Origin of the sequence: Micromonospora saelicesensis (genome assembly GCF_900091575.1) — a bacterium.
GTDB classification, from domain to species: domain Bacteria; phylum Actinomycetota; class Actinomycetes; order Mycobacteriales; family Micromonosporaceae; genus Micromonospora; species Micromonospora saelicesensis.
This window is the reverse complement of record NZ_FMCR01000001.1, coordinates 1,287,544-1,301,593: the sequence shown is the minus strand read 5'-3', so window position 1 is coordinate 1,301,593 and position 14,050 is coordinate 1,287,544. Positions and strand designations below refer to the sequence as shown.

14 protein-coding genes are annotated in these 14,050 nt (G+C 70.5%); 8 read left to right on the top strand and 6 right to left on the bottom strand.

Annotated elements, in window-relative coordinates:
• The first annotated feature begins 6 nt into the window (after positions 1 to 6).
• From GA0070561_RS06170 to GA0070561_RS06160, 3 genes are all read left to right on the top strand, one after another.
• Positions 7 to 816 carry an SDR family NAD(P)-dependent oxidoreductase gene (locus tag GA0070561_RS06170; RefSeq protein ID WP_091396159.1) on the top strand — a complete coding sequence of 270 codons (810 nt, stop codon included), beginning with the start codon at positions 7 to 9 and terminating at the stop codon, positions 814 to 816.
• 169 nt (positions 817 to 985) lie between these two features.
• Entirely contained in the window at positions 986 to 1,525 is a 540-nt protein-coding gene (gene pyrE / locus GA0070561_RS06165; RefSeq protein ID WP_091396156.1) for an orotate phosphoribosyltransferase, read from the top strand.
• Between the two features lie 57 nt (positions 1,526 to 1,582).
• The gene (locus GA0070561_RS06160) at positions 1,583 to 1,960 is read left to right on the top strand and encodes an ArsR/SmtB family transcription factor (RefSeq protein WP_030332125.1); all 378 of its coding nucleotides are present in this window, start codon (positions 1,583 to 1,585) and stop codon (positions 1,958 to 1,960) included.
• Between the two features lie 166 nt (positions 1,961 to 2,126).
• On the opposite strand, the gene GA0070561_RS06155 is transcribed toward GA0070561_RS06160, so the two are convergent.
• Both GA0070561_RS06155 and GA0070561_RS06150 read right to left on the bottom strand, forming a co-directional pair.
• Positions 2,127 to 2,948 carry a DedA family protein gene (locus tag GA0070561_RS06155; RefSeq protein WP_091396153.1) on the bottom strand — a complete coding sequence of 274 codons (822 nt, stop codon included), beginning with the start codon at positions 2,946 to 2,948 and terminating at the stop codon, positions 2,127 to 2,129.
• Between the two features lie 158 nt (positions 2,949 to 3,106).
• On the bottom strand, positions 3,107 to 4,666 hold the full coding sequence (locus GA0070561_RS06150) for an LPXTG cell wall anchor domain-containing protein (RefSeq protein WP_091396151.1): 1,560 nt from the start codon (positions 4,664 to 4,666) through the stop codon (positions 3,107 to 3,109).
• Positions 4,667 to 4,846: 180 nt separating this feature from the next.
• On the opposite strand from GA0070561_RS06150, the gene GA0070561_RS06145 reads away from it, so the two are divergent.
• Positions 4,847 to 5,326: a SigE family RNA polymerase sigma factor gene (locus GA0070561_RS06145; protein ID WP_091396148.1), complete on the top strand. Its 480-nt coding sequence runs from the start codon at positions 4,847 to 4,849 to the stop codon at positions 5,324 to 5,326.
• Between the two features lie 2 nt (positions 5,327 to 5,328).
• Positions 5,329 to 6,390, top strand: a complete 1,062-nt coding sequence (locus GA0070561_RS06140) for an LCP family protein (protein ID WP_091396145.1) — start codon at positions 5,329 to 5,331, stop codon at positions 6,388 to 6,390.
• 70 nt (positions 6,391 to 6,460) lie between these two features.
• Here the strand turns inward: GA0070561_RS06140 and GA0070561_RS06135 are convergent, their stop codons facing one another.
• Together GA0070561_RS06135 and GA0070561_RS06130 are read right to left on the bottom strand one after the other, a co-directional pair.
• The gene (locus GA0070561_RS06135) at positions 6,461 to 8,026 is read right to left on the bottom strand and encodes a hypothetical protein (RefSeq protein WP_091396143.1); all 1,566 of its coding nucleotides are present in this window, start codon (positions 8,024 to 8,026) and stop codon (positions 6,461 to 6,463) included.
• Positions 8,027 to 8,173: 147 nt separating this feature from the next.
• On the bottom strand, positions 8,174 to 8,386 hold the full coding sequence (locus GA0070561_RS06130) for a hypothetical protein (RefSeq protein ID WP_091397476.1): 213 nt from the start codon (positions 8,384 to 8,386) through the stop codon (positions 8,174 to 8,176).
• Between the two features lie 124 nt (positions 8,387 to 8,510).
• Between GA0070561_RS06130 and GA0070561_RS06125 the strand changes: the two genes are divergently transcribed.
• On the top strand, positions 8,511 to 8,894 hold the full coding sequence (locus tag GA0070561_RS06125; protein WP_030491363.1) for a phage holin family protein: 384 nt from the start codon (positions 8,511 to 8,513) through the stop codon (positions 8,892 to 8,894).
• 136 nt (positions 8,895 to 9,030) lie between these two features.
• Positions 9,031 to 10,056 carry a class II fructose-bisphosphate aldolase gene (fbaA, locus tag GA0070561_RS06120; protein WP_091396140.1) on the top strand — a complete coding sequence of 342 codons (1,026 nt, stop codon included), beginning with the start codon at positions 9,031 to 9,033 and terminating at the stop codon, positions 10,054 to 10,056.
• Between the two features lie 51 nt (positions 10,057 to 10,107).
• On the opposite strand, the gene GA0070561_RS06115 is transcribed toward fbaA, so the two are convergent.
• Positions 10,108 to 11,301 (bottom strand): LOG family protein, encoded by a 1,194-nt coding sequence (locus GA0070561_RS06115; protein WP_167362342.1) that lies wholly within the window; start codon positions 11,299 to 11,301, stop codon positions 10,108 to 10,110.
• 249 nt (positions 11,302 to 11,550) lie between these two features.
• Between GA0070561_RS06115 and GA0070561_RS06110 the strand changes: the two genes are divergently transcribed.
• On the top strand, positions 11,551 to 11,979 hold the full coding sequence (locus GA0070561_RS06110) for a DUF3151 domain-containing protein (protein WP_091396135.1): 429 nt from the start codon (positions 11,551 to 11,553) through the stop codon (positions 11,977 to 11,979).
• Positions 11,980 to 12,024: 45 nt separating this feature from the next.
• On the opposite strand, the gene GA0070561_RS06105 is transcribed toward GA0070561_RS06110, so the two are convergent.
• Positions 12,025 to 13,884, bottom strand: coding sequence for a MinD/ParA family ATP-binding protein (locus GA0070561_RS06105; RefSeq protein ID WP_425255886.1), 1,860 nt, complete (start codon positions 13,882 to 13,884; stop codon positions 12,025 to 12,027).
• Positions 13,885 to 14,050 lie beyond the last annotated feature (166 nt).

Genomic DNA, 14,050 nt, shown 5'->3' with positions numbered 1-14,050 from the left:
CACTCCGTGACGCTCGACCCCACGACTGCTGAGCGCCGAGCCCTGATCACCGGGGCCACCGCCGGCATCGGCGCGGCGTTCACGCGACGGCTGGCCGCCGACGGCTGGCACCTGGTGCTCGTTGCCCGCGACGCGGCGCGGCTGACCGAGTTGGCCACCGAGCTGGGTTCCACGTACGGACGCGAGGTGGAGACGATCCCGGCGGATCTGTCCACCGACGACGGCTGCGCCACCGTGGAGCAGCGGCTCGCCGACGGCAGCCCGGTGCACCTGCTGGTCAACAATGCGGGGATCAGCCTGAACAAACCGTTCCTGCGCTCCACGGCGGAGGACGAGGCGCGACTGTTGCGACTCAACGTGCACGCGGTCATGCGGTTGACCCTGGCGGCGCTCCGACCGATGACTGAACGGCGAAATGGGGCAGTGATAAATGTCTCTTCGGTCGCTGGTTTCGGTACGGCCATGCCCGGATCGACGTACTCCGCCAGCAAGGCGTGGGTGACCAACTTCAGCGAGTCCGTCGGGCAGTCCGCGCGGCCGTTCGGCGTTCAGGTGATGGCCCTCTGCCCCGGCTACACCCGCACCGAATTCCATCAGCGGGCCGGCATCAACATGTCAAAGACGCCGGAGTGGCTGTGGCTGCGGGCCGAGGATGTGGTGGACGAAGCCCTGCGTGACCTGCGCAAAGGCAAGATGGTCAGCATCCCGGCGTGGAAGTACAAGGTGGTCGTCGCCGGCATGCGACACGCGCCGCGGCGGCTGCTCCAGGCGGTCGCGCGGGACACCCGCGGCCGGATCGGTCGCGACGAGCGCTGAGCTTCGACCGCCCCCTCGACCCCCGGTGAATGGTGGGACGGCGTTGGCGCGCCGCTGTCGGGCCAGTTGCTGAGCGTAGTCGAGCATCGCCAGTCATCTGTTCCCCTCGGGGCTGATCAGGGTGGACCCCGCACACGGCGTTCAGAGTTGCGCAGTAACCTCTATCGCCATGGGGGACCACGACGACCTGCGTAAATTCATTACCGACCTGGCTGTGGTCCACGGGCGGGTCGTGCTCTCGTCGGGGCGCGAGGCAGACTGGTACGTGGATCTGCGGCGCGTCACGCTCCATCACCGGGCCGCTCCTCTGGTCGGCCGGGTGATGCTCGACCTCACCGCCGACTGGGAGTTCGACGCCGTTGGGGGCCTCACCCTGGGCGCGGACCCTGTCGCGCTCTCGATGCTGCACGCCGCCGCTCCGACCGGCCGGGCCCTGGACGCCTTTGTGGTGCGCAAGGCGGGCAAGGCTCACGGTCTTCAGCGACGGATCGAGGGACCGGAGGTGGCTGGCCGTCGAGTGTTGGCGGTGGAGGACACATCCACGACGGGCGGAAGTGTTTTGACGGCTGTCGAGGCGCTTCGCGAGGCCGGGGCGGAAGTCGTGGGCGTGGTGGTTATTGTTGATCGAGGCGCCGGCGACGCGGTGCGAGCCGCCGGATTGCCGTACCGGGCGGCCTATACGTTGGCTGACCTCGGCCTTGTGGCGTAAAAGTCTGCCGATTCGGATCTGCTGATATGCAGGCGGATCGATGCTGCTGGTGGAAGGATGGAATACGTGGGAACTGCGTTGGCCGAAATGACTATGCCTCAGATCTCGCCGCTAAACGGCGAGCCGATCGAACGTGCCGATGCCGAGCGTCTCGCCGGGGTCCTCAAGGCCCTTGCTGATCCTGCTCGGTTGCGGCTGCTCAGCCTGATCCAGTCGGCCCCCGAGGGCGAGGCGTGCGTCTGTGACCTGACGGCGCCGCTCGGCCTCTCTCAGCCGACGGTCAGTCATCACCTGCGTATCCTCACCGAGGCTGGCTTGTTGCAGCGGGAGAAGCGCGGTGTCTGGGCGTACTACAGCCTGGTCCCGAGTGCGATCGCGACGATCGCCGACCTGCTGACCCCGCCGCGTAAGCGGGCCACCAAGAAGGCCCGCTGACCTAGGCACTACACGCCGTTCCGAGCCGGGGCGGCGTCCGGTGGCGAGCCAGGGGTGGCGCCACCGGTGGTTGACACCTGCTCGTCCCCGGTCGCACCACCGGAGGCCGGGTTCGACATGCCGACGGCCGACCCCCTTGCCAGGGGGCCGGCCGTCGTCGTACCGCTCAACGATCCTGACCGTGCTCCGGGCGCTGACGGCCGTGCTGGTGCCCGTCGTGGTCGAACGCCTCGCGGGCCGCCTCCACGGCGCCGGCGGCACTGGCCGCCGCGACCACCGCCACCGCCTCGCCGCGCTTACGAGCCCGCCGGTCGCGCAGGAACTCGAAGAAGATCGGCAGCACCGAGATCAGGATGATCAGGGCCACCACCGGCAGGATGTAGTGGTCGATCTTGTCGCCGATGGCCTGGTAGATCTGCTCGGCCAGCAGGTAGCCGATCAGCAGGATGCCGTCCACCCAGAGCACCGCGCCGACGATGTTCCAGAGCAGGAACTTCCTGGCCGGCATGCCGAGCGCGCCGGCGACCGGGTTGAGGAACGTCCGGACGATCGGAATGAAGCGCGCCAGCACGACGGCCTTCGCCGGGCCGAACTTCTGGAAGTAGTACTCGGCCTTCTCCACGTACTCCTTCTTGAAGAGCCGGGAGTTCGGCCGCTCGAACATCGGCCGGCCGTACCGCGCGCCGAGCCAGTGCCCCAGCTGGGCGCCGACGATCGCGCAGATCGGCCCACCGATCAGCAGGCCGGCAAGGGAGAGGCGGGTGCCGTCGCCGAAGATCGCGTCCGCCACCGGTGACGAGGCGACCCCGGCGAGGAACAGCAGCGAGTCACCCGGAAAGAAGAAGCCCACCAGCAGGCCGGTCTCGGCGAAGAGGATCACCCACACGCCGATCAGCCCGAAGGTCTGCAACAGATCCTTGGGATCGAGCGGGTTCAGGGCGACGCTCTCCACGAGAGCGCGGGTCTTCTCAGCTGTGTCCACGGCCACAAAGGGTACCGAAGCCCGGGGCCCCGGCCGCGCCGGACCGGCCCGTCACCACCCGCCCGCGCCGTGGGGTCCAACGACAGAGTCCCGGCGTCGTGGGTTCCAACGACGGTGCCCCGCCGACCGTGGTGGTCGACGGGGCACCGGTGGTGCGGGGTGGGTCAGGCGACGAAGCGGGTCCGGCGGCGCTTGGCCACCAGGTAGCCGCCGACGCCCGCGGCGAGCAGCAACGCGCCGAGGCCGGCGATCAGCCCGGTGGACTGACCGGTGATCGGCAGCGTGCCGCCGTCACCGCCGCCCGTGCCACCGTCGCCACCGTTGGCGGCGCCCTTGATCACGAAGGCCGCAGTGTCGTTCTTCGAGTCGAGGTCGGCCACGGTCGAGCCATTTCCGTCCAGGTTGAAGTGCCGCAGGTGAACAGCACCCGGTGCGCCAGCCAGCTTGTCGATGCGCAGACCGAACTCGAACACCGCACTGTCACCCTTGTGCAGCGTCTCGTACCACTCGCAGAAGTAGAGGCGAGCGCCCGGCTCGCCGTACCCGCCGAACTCTTCGCCGTCCTTGACCGGCACGCACTCTTCCGGCGCCTTCACGGCGGTGGCACCGGCCGGGATCGTGATCTCTGCGGTGGTGACCAGCTCATCGGGAGAGTAGGAGTTGATCATCGCCGGGCCGTTGTTGACGAACCCGACCTTGGCGTTCACCGTCTTGCCGACGGCGCCGCTCACCTCGGCCCCGGTGGCGGCCGCGTCGGCACCCTGGCTGCCGGTCACGGTTGCCAGGATCGCCGTGGCGTTGTTGCTGGAGTCCTTGTCGGTCTGCCGAAGCCGGTGGGCCTGTGCGCTCGGTGCCGGCACCAGGGTCAGCTCAGCGCCGGTCCCCTTCTCCCACTGGTCGACCGGGATCGGGAAGTCCGCGAGGAACTCGGCCCAGTCTCCATCGGCGAACCACCAACCTGAGCCGTACTGCAGGCCCGGCGCCCAGGCGTCTGCGGCGATCTTCAGCGTGGACGACGAGTCCAACTGCAGGACCGCGCCAGGCTCGATCTTCTGGTCGTACGAGCACTGCGCAAAGTTCGTCCCGAATGCCTGCAGGTATGAGCAGTTCGAGTGCCGCGAGGTGGCGATACCGGGAGTGGACGTGATGAGGAGGACGGCGCCGTTGGTGGGCTTGTCACCCACGTTCGCGACCCGCAGTGGCGCCTTCAACGTCGACCCCGGTGCGCCCGAGACTTCGAGAGTCTCGTCAGCCTTCAGGTCCACACCCTCGCCGACCTCGATGGTCGACTTGGTGGTGACGTTCGCCCTGTCCTTCGCCGCCAGGGTGAGGGTCAGGTCACCCTTCTTCCCGACCGATGCGGAGTCCTTGGCCTTGACGGTCAGATCGAGGACGTAGTCGATGGTGTCGGCGCCCTTGAGCGTGCAGGTGATGACCGATCCGGCCTCCGAACAGCCCGGCAGCGAGTCGGTCAGGGTGACCTCGGCGAAGTCCTTCACGGCCGTGCGGTCGACAGTGATGGTGAAGTTCTCGGGCAGTGCCTCGGTGAAGGCCTGCAGGGTGACCGCCTTGGCCTCGCCGCCGGATGCGATGAGCGCGTTGTTGGCGTAAAGAAAGACCTCGTTCGAGGGCTCTTCGGCGACGGCCGGGCTGGCGGAGGCAGCGACGAACGCGCCTGCTACGCCCAGTCCGGCGAGCCAACGCCGGGTGGAGTGGGTGAGCATGAGGGGGTTCCTCCAGTTGGGGGATCAGGTGGAGCCTGCGGATCTTAAGGAATCGCTAAGGCTGATTGCAGCCCTCGGAACCGCCCACTGGATAAGACGAACCAAACGGTTGATCAGAGTCACCGCAACGTTCGGTCGGTCCGCTTCCGTCATCTGAGGCAGGAGCCCCCGGGAGGTGCAGTGACGTACGAGGAGTTCGCCGACGCGCGGCTGGCCCCGCTACTGCGGTACGCGGTGATGCTGACCGGCGAACCACACCAGGCTCAGGATCTGGTCCAGGAGACCATGGTCCGGGTCCAGCTCAACTGGCGTCGGGTCGCCCGCGCGGACTCGCCAGAGCGTTACGTACGCCGGATGCTCACCAACCAGTACGTCGACTGGCGGCGCGGCTCGTGGGTGCGCCGGGTGCTGCTGCGCGGGGAGCCCGACGCGTCGGTGCCGGTGCCCACCGACCACGCCCAGTCCGCCGTGGACCGCGACCAGGTCTGGTCCTGGTTGTCCCGGCTGCCACGTCGGCAGCGGGCTGCTCTGGTGCTGCGCTACTACGAGGACCTGCCCGACGTCGAGATCGCCGACATCCTCGGCTGTGCCGTCGGGACCGTCCGTTCGTCCATCTCCCGGGCCCTGGCCACGCTTCGGGCCGAGTACGTGGAGGCGTGAACATGATCGAGGACGACCTGCGTGCCGCGTTCGCCCGGCACGAGACGTTGACCCCGTCGACCGGCCCGCTACGGGTCGCGATCGACCGGCTCGCCGCTGTCCGCCGTCGCCGCCGGCAGCGGTTCCAGGCCGCTGGCGTCACGCTCGCCCTGCTCGGCGCGCTCGGAGTCGGGGTGCCGCAACTGCGCCCCGATCGGCCGGCGGAGGGCCCCGCGTCGTCCGGCCAACCGGCTGTCGGGCGGTCCGGGGCGTTGAACGTCCTGCTGCTCGGGGTGGACGGCTTCGGCGAGCAACCGCCGTACCGGTTGGCGGACTCCGTCCTGCTGGTGCACGTCCCGGCCGATCGGAGCCGCCCGTACCTCATCTCGTTGCCGCGCGACCTGGAGGTTTCGATCCCCGGCCGTGGGAGCGAGAAGCTCAACAGCGCGTTCTACAGCGGTGCCGGCGAGCCCCGGCCCGACCTGGACGCCGGCTACGACCTGACCCGCCGGGTGGTCGCCGACCTGACCGGGGTACGCGTCGACGCTGGCGCGGTGCTGACCTTCGCCGGTCTGCGCCGGATCACCGATGCGGTCGACGGGGTGGAGGTGTGTCTCCCGAAGGAGGTTCGGTCCTGGCACACCCGCCGGACCTTCCCGGCCGGCTGTCAGCGGCTCGACGGTGCTGCCTCGGTCGACCTGTTGCGGCAACGGCGGTACCTGCCCGACGGCGCGTTGGACCGGGACCGCAACGCCCAGCGCTACGTCGCCGGGCTGGTCCGGCGGGTGGTCGCCCAGGACGTGCTGACCAATCCGGTACGGCTCACCGCGCTGCTGGCGGCCCCCGGTAAGGGTCTGGCGGTCGACGACGACGGCCTGTCGCTGACCAGGCTGGTGGCGGTACTACCCGAGCTGGAGAGCGTCGACCCGGTGGGGCTCAGCCTGCCGGTCGGCACCCCGGTGGGCAACGCTTCGCGGCTGCCGCTGGACCCGAAGCAGGGCCCGGAGTTCCTCGCCGCGCTGCGCGAGGATCGGTTGGCGCAGTGGGTGGCGCAGCACCCGGAGCAGGTCAATCCCGTCCGGTGACGGACGGGGAGTTCGCGACGACGCCCCGCCGGCCGGGTACGGACGGCGGGGCGTCGGTCGGTCGGGTGGGTCAGGCGGTGAAGCGGCTGCCTTGGCGTCGGGCGAGCAGGTAGCAGCCCACACCGGTGACGAGCAGCAGGGCGCCGATGCCGGCGATCAGGTTGGTGGGGGCACCGGTGATGGGCAGCGAACCACCGCCACCGCCGCCACCGTCACCATCACCTTGGCCACCGCCGCCCTGGGCCGCGTTGACCACGATGGTGGCCTTGTCGTTGGCCGGTTTGATGTCGCCCTGGAAGCTGCCGCCGGCGGGGCATTCGCACGGCGCGTTGACCCGGACCGCGCCCCGGGCGTTGGGGATGACCTTGTCGATGCGCAGCCGGAACTTCATGGTGTACGTCTGCCCGGCCACCAGGAGCATCTCCGAGGCGCACAGGTACGTGCGGGTGGTGTCCTGGCGCAACCAGCAGTTGCCGGGGACCTCGACGGCGGTGGTGCCCGGCGGTAGCTCGACGTCGGTGTGGGTGACGGCCTCGTACTCTTCGCTCACATTGTCGAGCGTCGCCGGGCCGTTGTTCCGGAAGCCGACGGTGGCCGTGACGACGGCACCGGCCGTCCCCTTGAGGGTGGCGCCGATCGCCGCGAGGTCGGTGCCGTTCGTGCCGGTGGCCTTGATGGTCCACCCGGTGTAGTCGTTGCCCGGGCCGACGTCGGTCTGGTCGGCCTGCCGCGTTGCGCCGGGTGCCTTGGCCAGAGTCAGTTTCGGGCCGGTGCCGGGAGTGGCAGCCCGGGCGCCGACTGCTTCCCGCACCCGGGTCAGGTCCTCGAAGTCGGCAGTGGTCATGAACTGGGCGTAGCCGGACTGGTTGGTCGGCGCGTAGGTGTCCTTGGCGAGTTCGAGGTTCAGCGTGGTGGCCAGCCCGGTGCCCACCGGGATCTCCTCGTCGAACTCGCAGGAGACCAGGTGGTCGTCGGAGTAGCGGCAGTTGCTGAACCGATCCCTGGTCCGGATCGAGTAGGCGAGGTCGAAGACCGCGACGAACCCCTCGACCGTCTTGTCGCCGGCGTTGGCCACGACCAGCGGCACCGTGAACTTCCCACCCGGCTTGGACGAGACGGTGGTGAACGGCCCTCCGGCCAGGTCGACCCCCTCGCCGACCCGGATTCGGGACGTGTAGCTGCCCTGCCGCCCGCCGGCCGCCCGGAAACTGACCACGATGTCCCCGGAGTCACCGAGCTGCGCATCTTCGGTGAGGCCGATGTCTACCCTCTTCGCCGTGTTGCGGTAGACCCCGCTGCCCAGAGGTGGCATCTCGCTCAGGACGACATCGAAGGCCTCCGTGCAGGCGAGAACGCCCGGCTCCGGGGCGGTGCACCGCTGGCCGTCCTCGGGAGCGAGGGTGATCTTGTTGGCCAGGGAGCGGTAGTCGTACCGCACGGAGAGGTTGGTGAGCGTCGTCGGCTCGTCCGTGTACAGGAACAGGGCGCGGGTGGTCGGCTCCGCGCCGACGGCCAGGGTGGTGTCCTGGAAGTACGGCTCGATTGCGGCCGCGGCGACGGCGGGGGTGGCGGAGGCGGCGACCAATGCGCCGGCGGCGCCGAGCCCGGTCAGCCAGCGGAGCGAGTGCTTGAGCATGGGGGTCCTCCCGTGGGGATACAGGTGGCGCTCGTCCAACCTAGGGACGCCCCGACTCCTCCGGTAACCCCTTCGGATCGATATTTGTCCAATGACCCGAACGGCTGAACACCCCTGTCGCAACGGGCAGCCGACCCCGCGACGGAATCAGCGGTAGTCGTCCTCGTCCCCGGTGACCACCCGGGCCTGCTCCATCGCGTCCCAGTCGTCGACCTCCAGGCCGCGGTGCGGCTCACTGTCGACGTCGGCCGGGCCGGCGACCGTGGCCTGCTCGACCGCGTCGGCCGGGTCCGCCTCGGGGTCGCGTTCGTCGGGCGCGAGGTGGTCGCCGGGGGTGAAGTCCTCGTCGGGCTGACCCATCATCCCTCCCGGGGGTCTCGGGGCACGGTTCCCACCCACCGTACGGGTTGGGCCGGCGCACCGCCCGGAAGCGGAGTAGGCGGAATCAGCCCTCTGCGACGCGACCCGGTGCCAGGATGGTGCCGTGGGCTTCCTCATCAGACTGGCGATCACCGCGGTCGCGTTGTGGATAACCACGCTGATCGTGCCCGGCGTCGACGTGCATGGACGCTCGGGTGGCAACACCGTCCTCACCCTGATCGTGGTGGCCCTGATCTTCGGCGTGATCAACGCGGTGCTCAAGCCGGTGATCCGGGTCGTCGGCTGCGTGTTCTACCTGCTGACCCTGGGCCTGTTCGCGCTGGTGGTCAACGCGTTGCTGTTCCTGCTCACCGACCGCATCGCCCGCGGGCTCGACCTGCCGTTCCAGGTGGACGGATTCTGGCCGGCGTTCTGGGGAGCCATCGTGATGACCGTGGTGACCTGGTTGATCAGCGTCATCGTGCCGGACAACCTGGACCGCCGATGAACGGCTAGCACCCGGGTCGGTTGTTCCGGCGCACCTCACCTACGGGATACTTCCGGGCGGAGGACAGCGCGGTCCGGCGCACAAATGAAGAACAGCGGCCAGCACGGCCGAGAGTGGTAAGTAAGGAGCACATCACATGCCCATCGCTTCCCCCGAGGCTTACGCGGAGATGCTGGACCGCGCCAAGGCTGGCCGGTACGCGTACCCCGCGATCAACGTGACCTCCTCCCAGACGCTGAACGCGGCGCTCAAGGGCTTCGCCGACGCGGAGAGCGACGGCATCATCCAGGTCTCCACCGGTGGCGCCGAATACCTCTCCGGCCCCTCGATCAAGGACATGGTCACCGGCGCTGTCGCGTTCGCCGCGTACGCCCACGAGGTCGCCAAGAAGTACTCGGTGAACATCGCCCTGCACACCGACCACTGCCCGAAGGACAAGCTGGACGGGTTCGTGCGTCCGCTGATGGGCATCTCGCAGGAGCGGGTGAAGCGCGGCGAGGAGCCGCTGTACCAGTCGCACATGTGGGACGGCTCGGCCGTACCGGTCGCGGAGAACCTTGAGATCGCCGCGCAGCTGCTCGACGAGGCCGCCAAGGCCAAGATCGTCCTTGAGATCGAGGTCGGCGTCGTCGGTGGCGAGGAGGACGGCGTCGAGAACGCCATCAACGACAAGCTCTACACCACCACCGATGACGGCCTGGCCATGGTCGAGGCGCTCGGCCTCGGCGAGAAGGGCCGCTACATGGCGGCGCTGACCTTCGGCAACGTGCACGGCGTCTACAAGCCGGGCAACGTCAAGCTGCGTCCGGAGATCCTCAAGCAGATCCAGGACGCCGTCGGCGCCAAGTACGGCAAGGACAAGCCGCTCAGCCTGGTCTTCCACGGCGGCTCGGGCTCCCTGCTGAGCGAGATCCGCGAGGCTCTGGACTACGGCGTGGTGAAGATGAACATCGACACCGACACCCAGTACGCCTTCACCCGGCCCGTCGCGGACCACATGCTCCGCAACTACGACGGCGTGCTGAAGATCGACGGCGAGGTCGGCAACAAGAAGCAGTACGACCCGCGCGCCTGGGGCAAGGCCGCCGAGGCCGGCCTGGCCGCCCGGGTCGTCGAGGCCTGCGAGCACCTGCGCTCGACCGGCACCACGATGACCAAGTAACGACGTCCCACTTAACGGCCGGCTCCCCGCACGGGGAGTCGGCCGTCGTCGTCAGGTCGTCAGCAGGCGTACGGCCTCGCGAACGTCGTCGGTGAGGTGAATCGTCGACGAGAGGTCACCGAACGGGGACGCGGCCAGCAGCGGACGCAACAGCGCCTCCACCGGCAGCTCGACGGTCCAGTAGGCGCGGTCCAGGAAGATGTACGCCCCGCTGGCGCCGTCGGTCCCGTAGTAGGTCTTGGTGGCCGCCTGGAACACCTCCTGCACGGTGCCCGCCCGCCCCGGCGCGAAGACGATGCCGCCCCGGGCGAGCCGCAGGATGGTGTCCTCCCGGATCGCGTTCGAGAAGTACTTGGCGATCCGCCCGGCGAACAGGTTCGCCGGCTCGTGCCCGTACAGCCAGGTCGGAATGGCCAGACCACCCGCACGCGCCCAGTCCCGGTCGTCGCCACGTTGCCGGGGCACCCCCGCGTACCGCTGGCGGACCGTCAGGGCCGTGGCCGTGTACCGGTGGTGGTCGGTGAAGTCGGGGGCGGTGGCCAGCAGGTCGATCGCGGCCGTCACATCGGTCGCCGGCCGGTCCGCCAGGTAGGCGCCGAGGTTCGCGGCCTCCATCACACCCGGGCCGCCGCCGGTCACCACCAGCCGGTCGGCCCGCGCCAGCTCCCAACCCAGCACGGCCGCCATCCGGTACGCGGGACTGCCGCGCCGCACCGCGTGCCCGCCCATGATGCCCACCACCGACTGCGGCCCGTGTGCGGCCAACCAGACCCGGGTGGCGTCGGCCAGCGCGTTGTCCACGCCGTGGTCGTGCAGCCGCTGACCCAGCGCCTCCTTGACGTCCGGCAACGCGCCGCCGTGCGCCCGGTAGTGGTCGTACACCCGGGTGTCGTACATCCCGGTGAACCCGCCCTCGGCGAACCCGGCGGCCAGGTCGTCCGGGGTGTACAGGTGCGTCGGCTGGGTCGGGTACGGCAACCCGGAGAACGGCGGCACCACGTTCGCGCCGCGCCGGACCAGGTCGGCGCCCACGTCCCGGGACGCGAAGCGGCAACCGACGAAGAGGGTGCCGGCGACGTCGACGCTGGTCAGGTCGGGCACCGGCGCGAGGTCGAGCCGCAGGCCCTGCACGGTCAGCCCGGTCAGCCGACCCATGGTCAGCTGTTGGTCGAACTCGGCCCGGGTCTGGATCTCACCGGCGTGCAGGTGCGGCTCGATGACGTCCGCGGGAGGTGGGGTCGGCACCCGGCCATCCTGCCCCTCCACCAGGGCCGGTCAAACCTCGGGCCAGGGGTGGAACCGACAGGAGCCCGGTGGTCGTGGCCACCGGGCTCCTGCATAACCGGTTCCTGGGGAGGCTCCGGACCATTAGTTGTAGTGGAAAACACCAGGCAGCGGCATAGGCCGCAGGCGTGACCAACTCCTCAGCCGTTCAGCGGGACACGTCGGCCGACCCGCTCGCGTGTCGCCCTGTCCAGCGGGTTGAATGGGGCGATGCAGAACCTTTTGCCAGAGCCACCGGCCACCCGCCTGCCCGTGAACGACGAGGCCGACGCCGCCCTGGCCGCCGCCGACGAGGCCGGCACCGATGAGGCGTACGCCAACGTGGCGGCCGGCTTCCCCACCTACAGCGCGGCCTGGGCGGAGCTCGCGGCGCGGGCGTTCGCGCAGGGCCAGGTGGTGACGGCGTACGCGTACGCCCGCACCGGTTACCACCGGGGCCTCGACCAGCTGCGCCGCAGTGGTTGGAAGGGGCACGGCCCGGTGCCGTGGTCACACGAGCCCAACCGGGGCTTCCTCCGCTGCCTCTACGTGCTGTCCCGCGCGGCGGACGAGATCGGCGAGGCCGACGAGGCGGCCCGCTGTGCCCAGTTCCTGCGCGACTGCGACCCGGAAGCGGCGGACGCGCTGGCGAGCAACTGACCCCGTCCCGACGGCCGGCCCGACATCGGGCCGGCCGTCGGCGGGTCACAACCCTTCGGCGACCGCGGCGGCGATCTTCAGCCAGGCGTCCCGGGTGGCCGAGGAGAGCCCGCCGTACCGGATCGGCTCGCCACTGTCGATGAGCCGCTCGTACGGGGCCAGCAGCACTGCCCGGGTGCGGGCCGCGAAGTGCTCCTGGATGGCCGGCAGGTCGATCTCCTTGCGGGACGGCGGCATCGACACCACAGTCACGGCCTGACGGACCAGCCGTTGCCGGCCGCTCTGCTCCAGGTGGTCGAGCATCCGGGCGGCGGTCTCGGCGGAGTCGTTACGGGCCGACATGGTGACCACCAACTGGTCGGTGGCGTCCATCGACGCCTGCCAGTTCTGCGCCCGGACGTTGTTCCCGGTGTCCACGAAGATCAACTTGTAGAACCGGCTGACCACCTCACGGATTTCGGCGAACGCGGCAGCCGTCAACATCTCGCCACCGGTGGCCGACTCGTCCGAGGCCAGGACGTCGAACATCCCCTCGCCCTGCGAGCGGACGTACTGCGACAGGTCGCCGACCCGCCCGTGCGCGCCCTGGAACTGCCCGAGGTCACGCAGCATGTCCCGCACCGTGCGGGAGTGGAAGTCCTGCTGGGCGCGCATCCCGAGGGTGCCCTGGGTCTCGTTGTTGTCCCAGGCCAGCACGTAGCCGCCGCGCTTCTGACCGAACGTCATCGCGAGCAGCAGAATGGCCACCGTCTTACCGGCACCGCCCTTCGGGTTGACCACGGTCACCTGCCGCAGACCGCCGAAGTTGCGCCGGACCATCTCGATGTCCCGTTTGAGCTCCTGCTCGTGCCGCCCCGGAGAGAGCCGGAGCAGGCCCATCTTGTTGACCACCGCGCGTACACCCATGGTCGCCACCGGGTCGGCAGGTCGAACCTGGCGGCGTCGGGCGAAGTCCTCGGCGGTCGGCGCCGCGGTGGTGTCCGGTGTCCAGCTCGCGTCCGGGTACGCGGTCGCGTCCGGGTATGCGGGGGCCGGCATCCGGGTCACCCCGTCGGCCTCCTGGTACGGCTGCCCGGGCGTGCCGCCGGGCGAGCCCTGCTGCCAGGGCGGTGGGTACCAACCCGGCGAGGGCGGGAACGGCCCGGGTGGCGAGGTCGCCGGCCCGGCCTGCCCAGGAGCGGGCTGCGGTGCGGCAACGCCGTGCGGTGGGTTGCTGAACTGCGTCACGTCCGGCGGTGGCGGAATCTGCGCCGGGGCCTGGCCGGGGATGGTCGGGGTGAACGGCTGCCCGGGGTGTGCCTGCGCGGGACCGGCGTGCGGGACGACCGGCGGAGGCGGAACCGGAGGCGTCGCGCCGGCCTCGTCCTGAGCGGGCGCGGCCGTGCCGGCCGGGCGTTGCGGCGGGTACGCCCACGGCGACTCGGCAATTGGCCTCGCCGGCCCGTCAGCCGGCCCGTCCGCACCGGGCCCACCAGCCTGCTGCACCGGCTGGCCGGGCTGTGGTGCCGGCCCACCAGCCTGCGGCGCGTTCCCGCCAGTCTGTGGTGTCGGCCCGCCGTTCTGTGGTGTCGGCCCGCCGTTCTGTGGTGTCGGCCGGCCACTCTGCGGTGTCGGCCCGCCAGCCTGGGGCACGGGCCCACCAGGCTGCGGTGCCGGCCCGCCCGCCGCGAGGGCTGCGGCCGAGGGGTCTGCCGGCGCGGGGCCGGCGGCCGTCGGGTTGTCGGTGGCGTTCGGGCCGGCGGCGGACGCGGTGGCCGCTGGGATGGGCCGGTCGGTGGCTGCGGCCGTGGTGGGGCGGTCGGCGGGTGCCGACGCGGCGGGGCGGTCGGTGGCGGCGGCGGCGGCGGTCGGATGGTCCAGGGTGAACGGCAGGTTCAGGTCGACGCCGCCCGGGGTGATCGGCACGGCGCTCGGACCAGGGCCGCCGGGCTGTACCTGCGCCGCCTCGCCGGCCTGGGTGGCCGCATCGGGCGCGGCACTGCCCGCGGCGGGCCGGCCGTCCCTCGGCGCGGAGGTGGTGCTCGGTGTCGCGGCGGCGGAGACGCCGGGGGCGGCTGGCCCACCGTTGCTC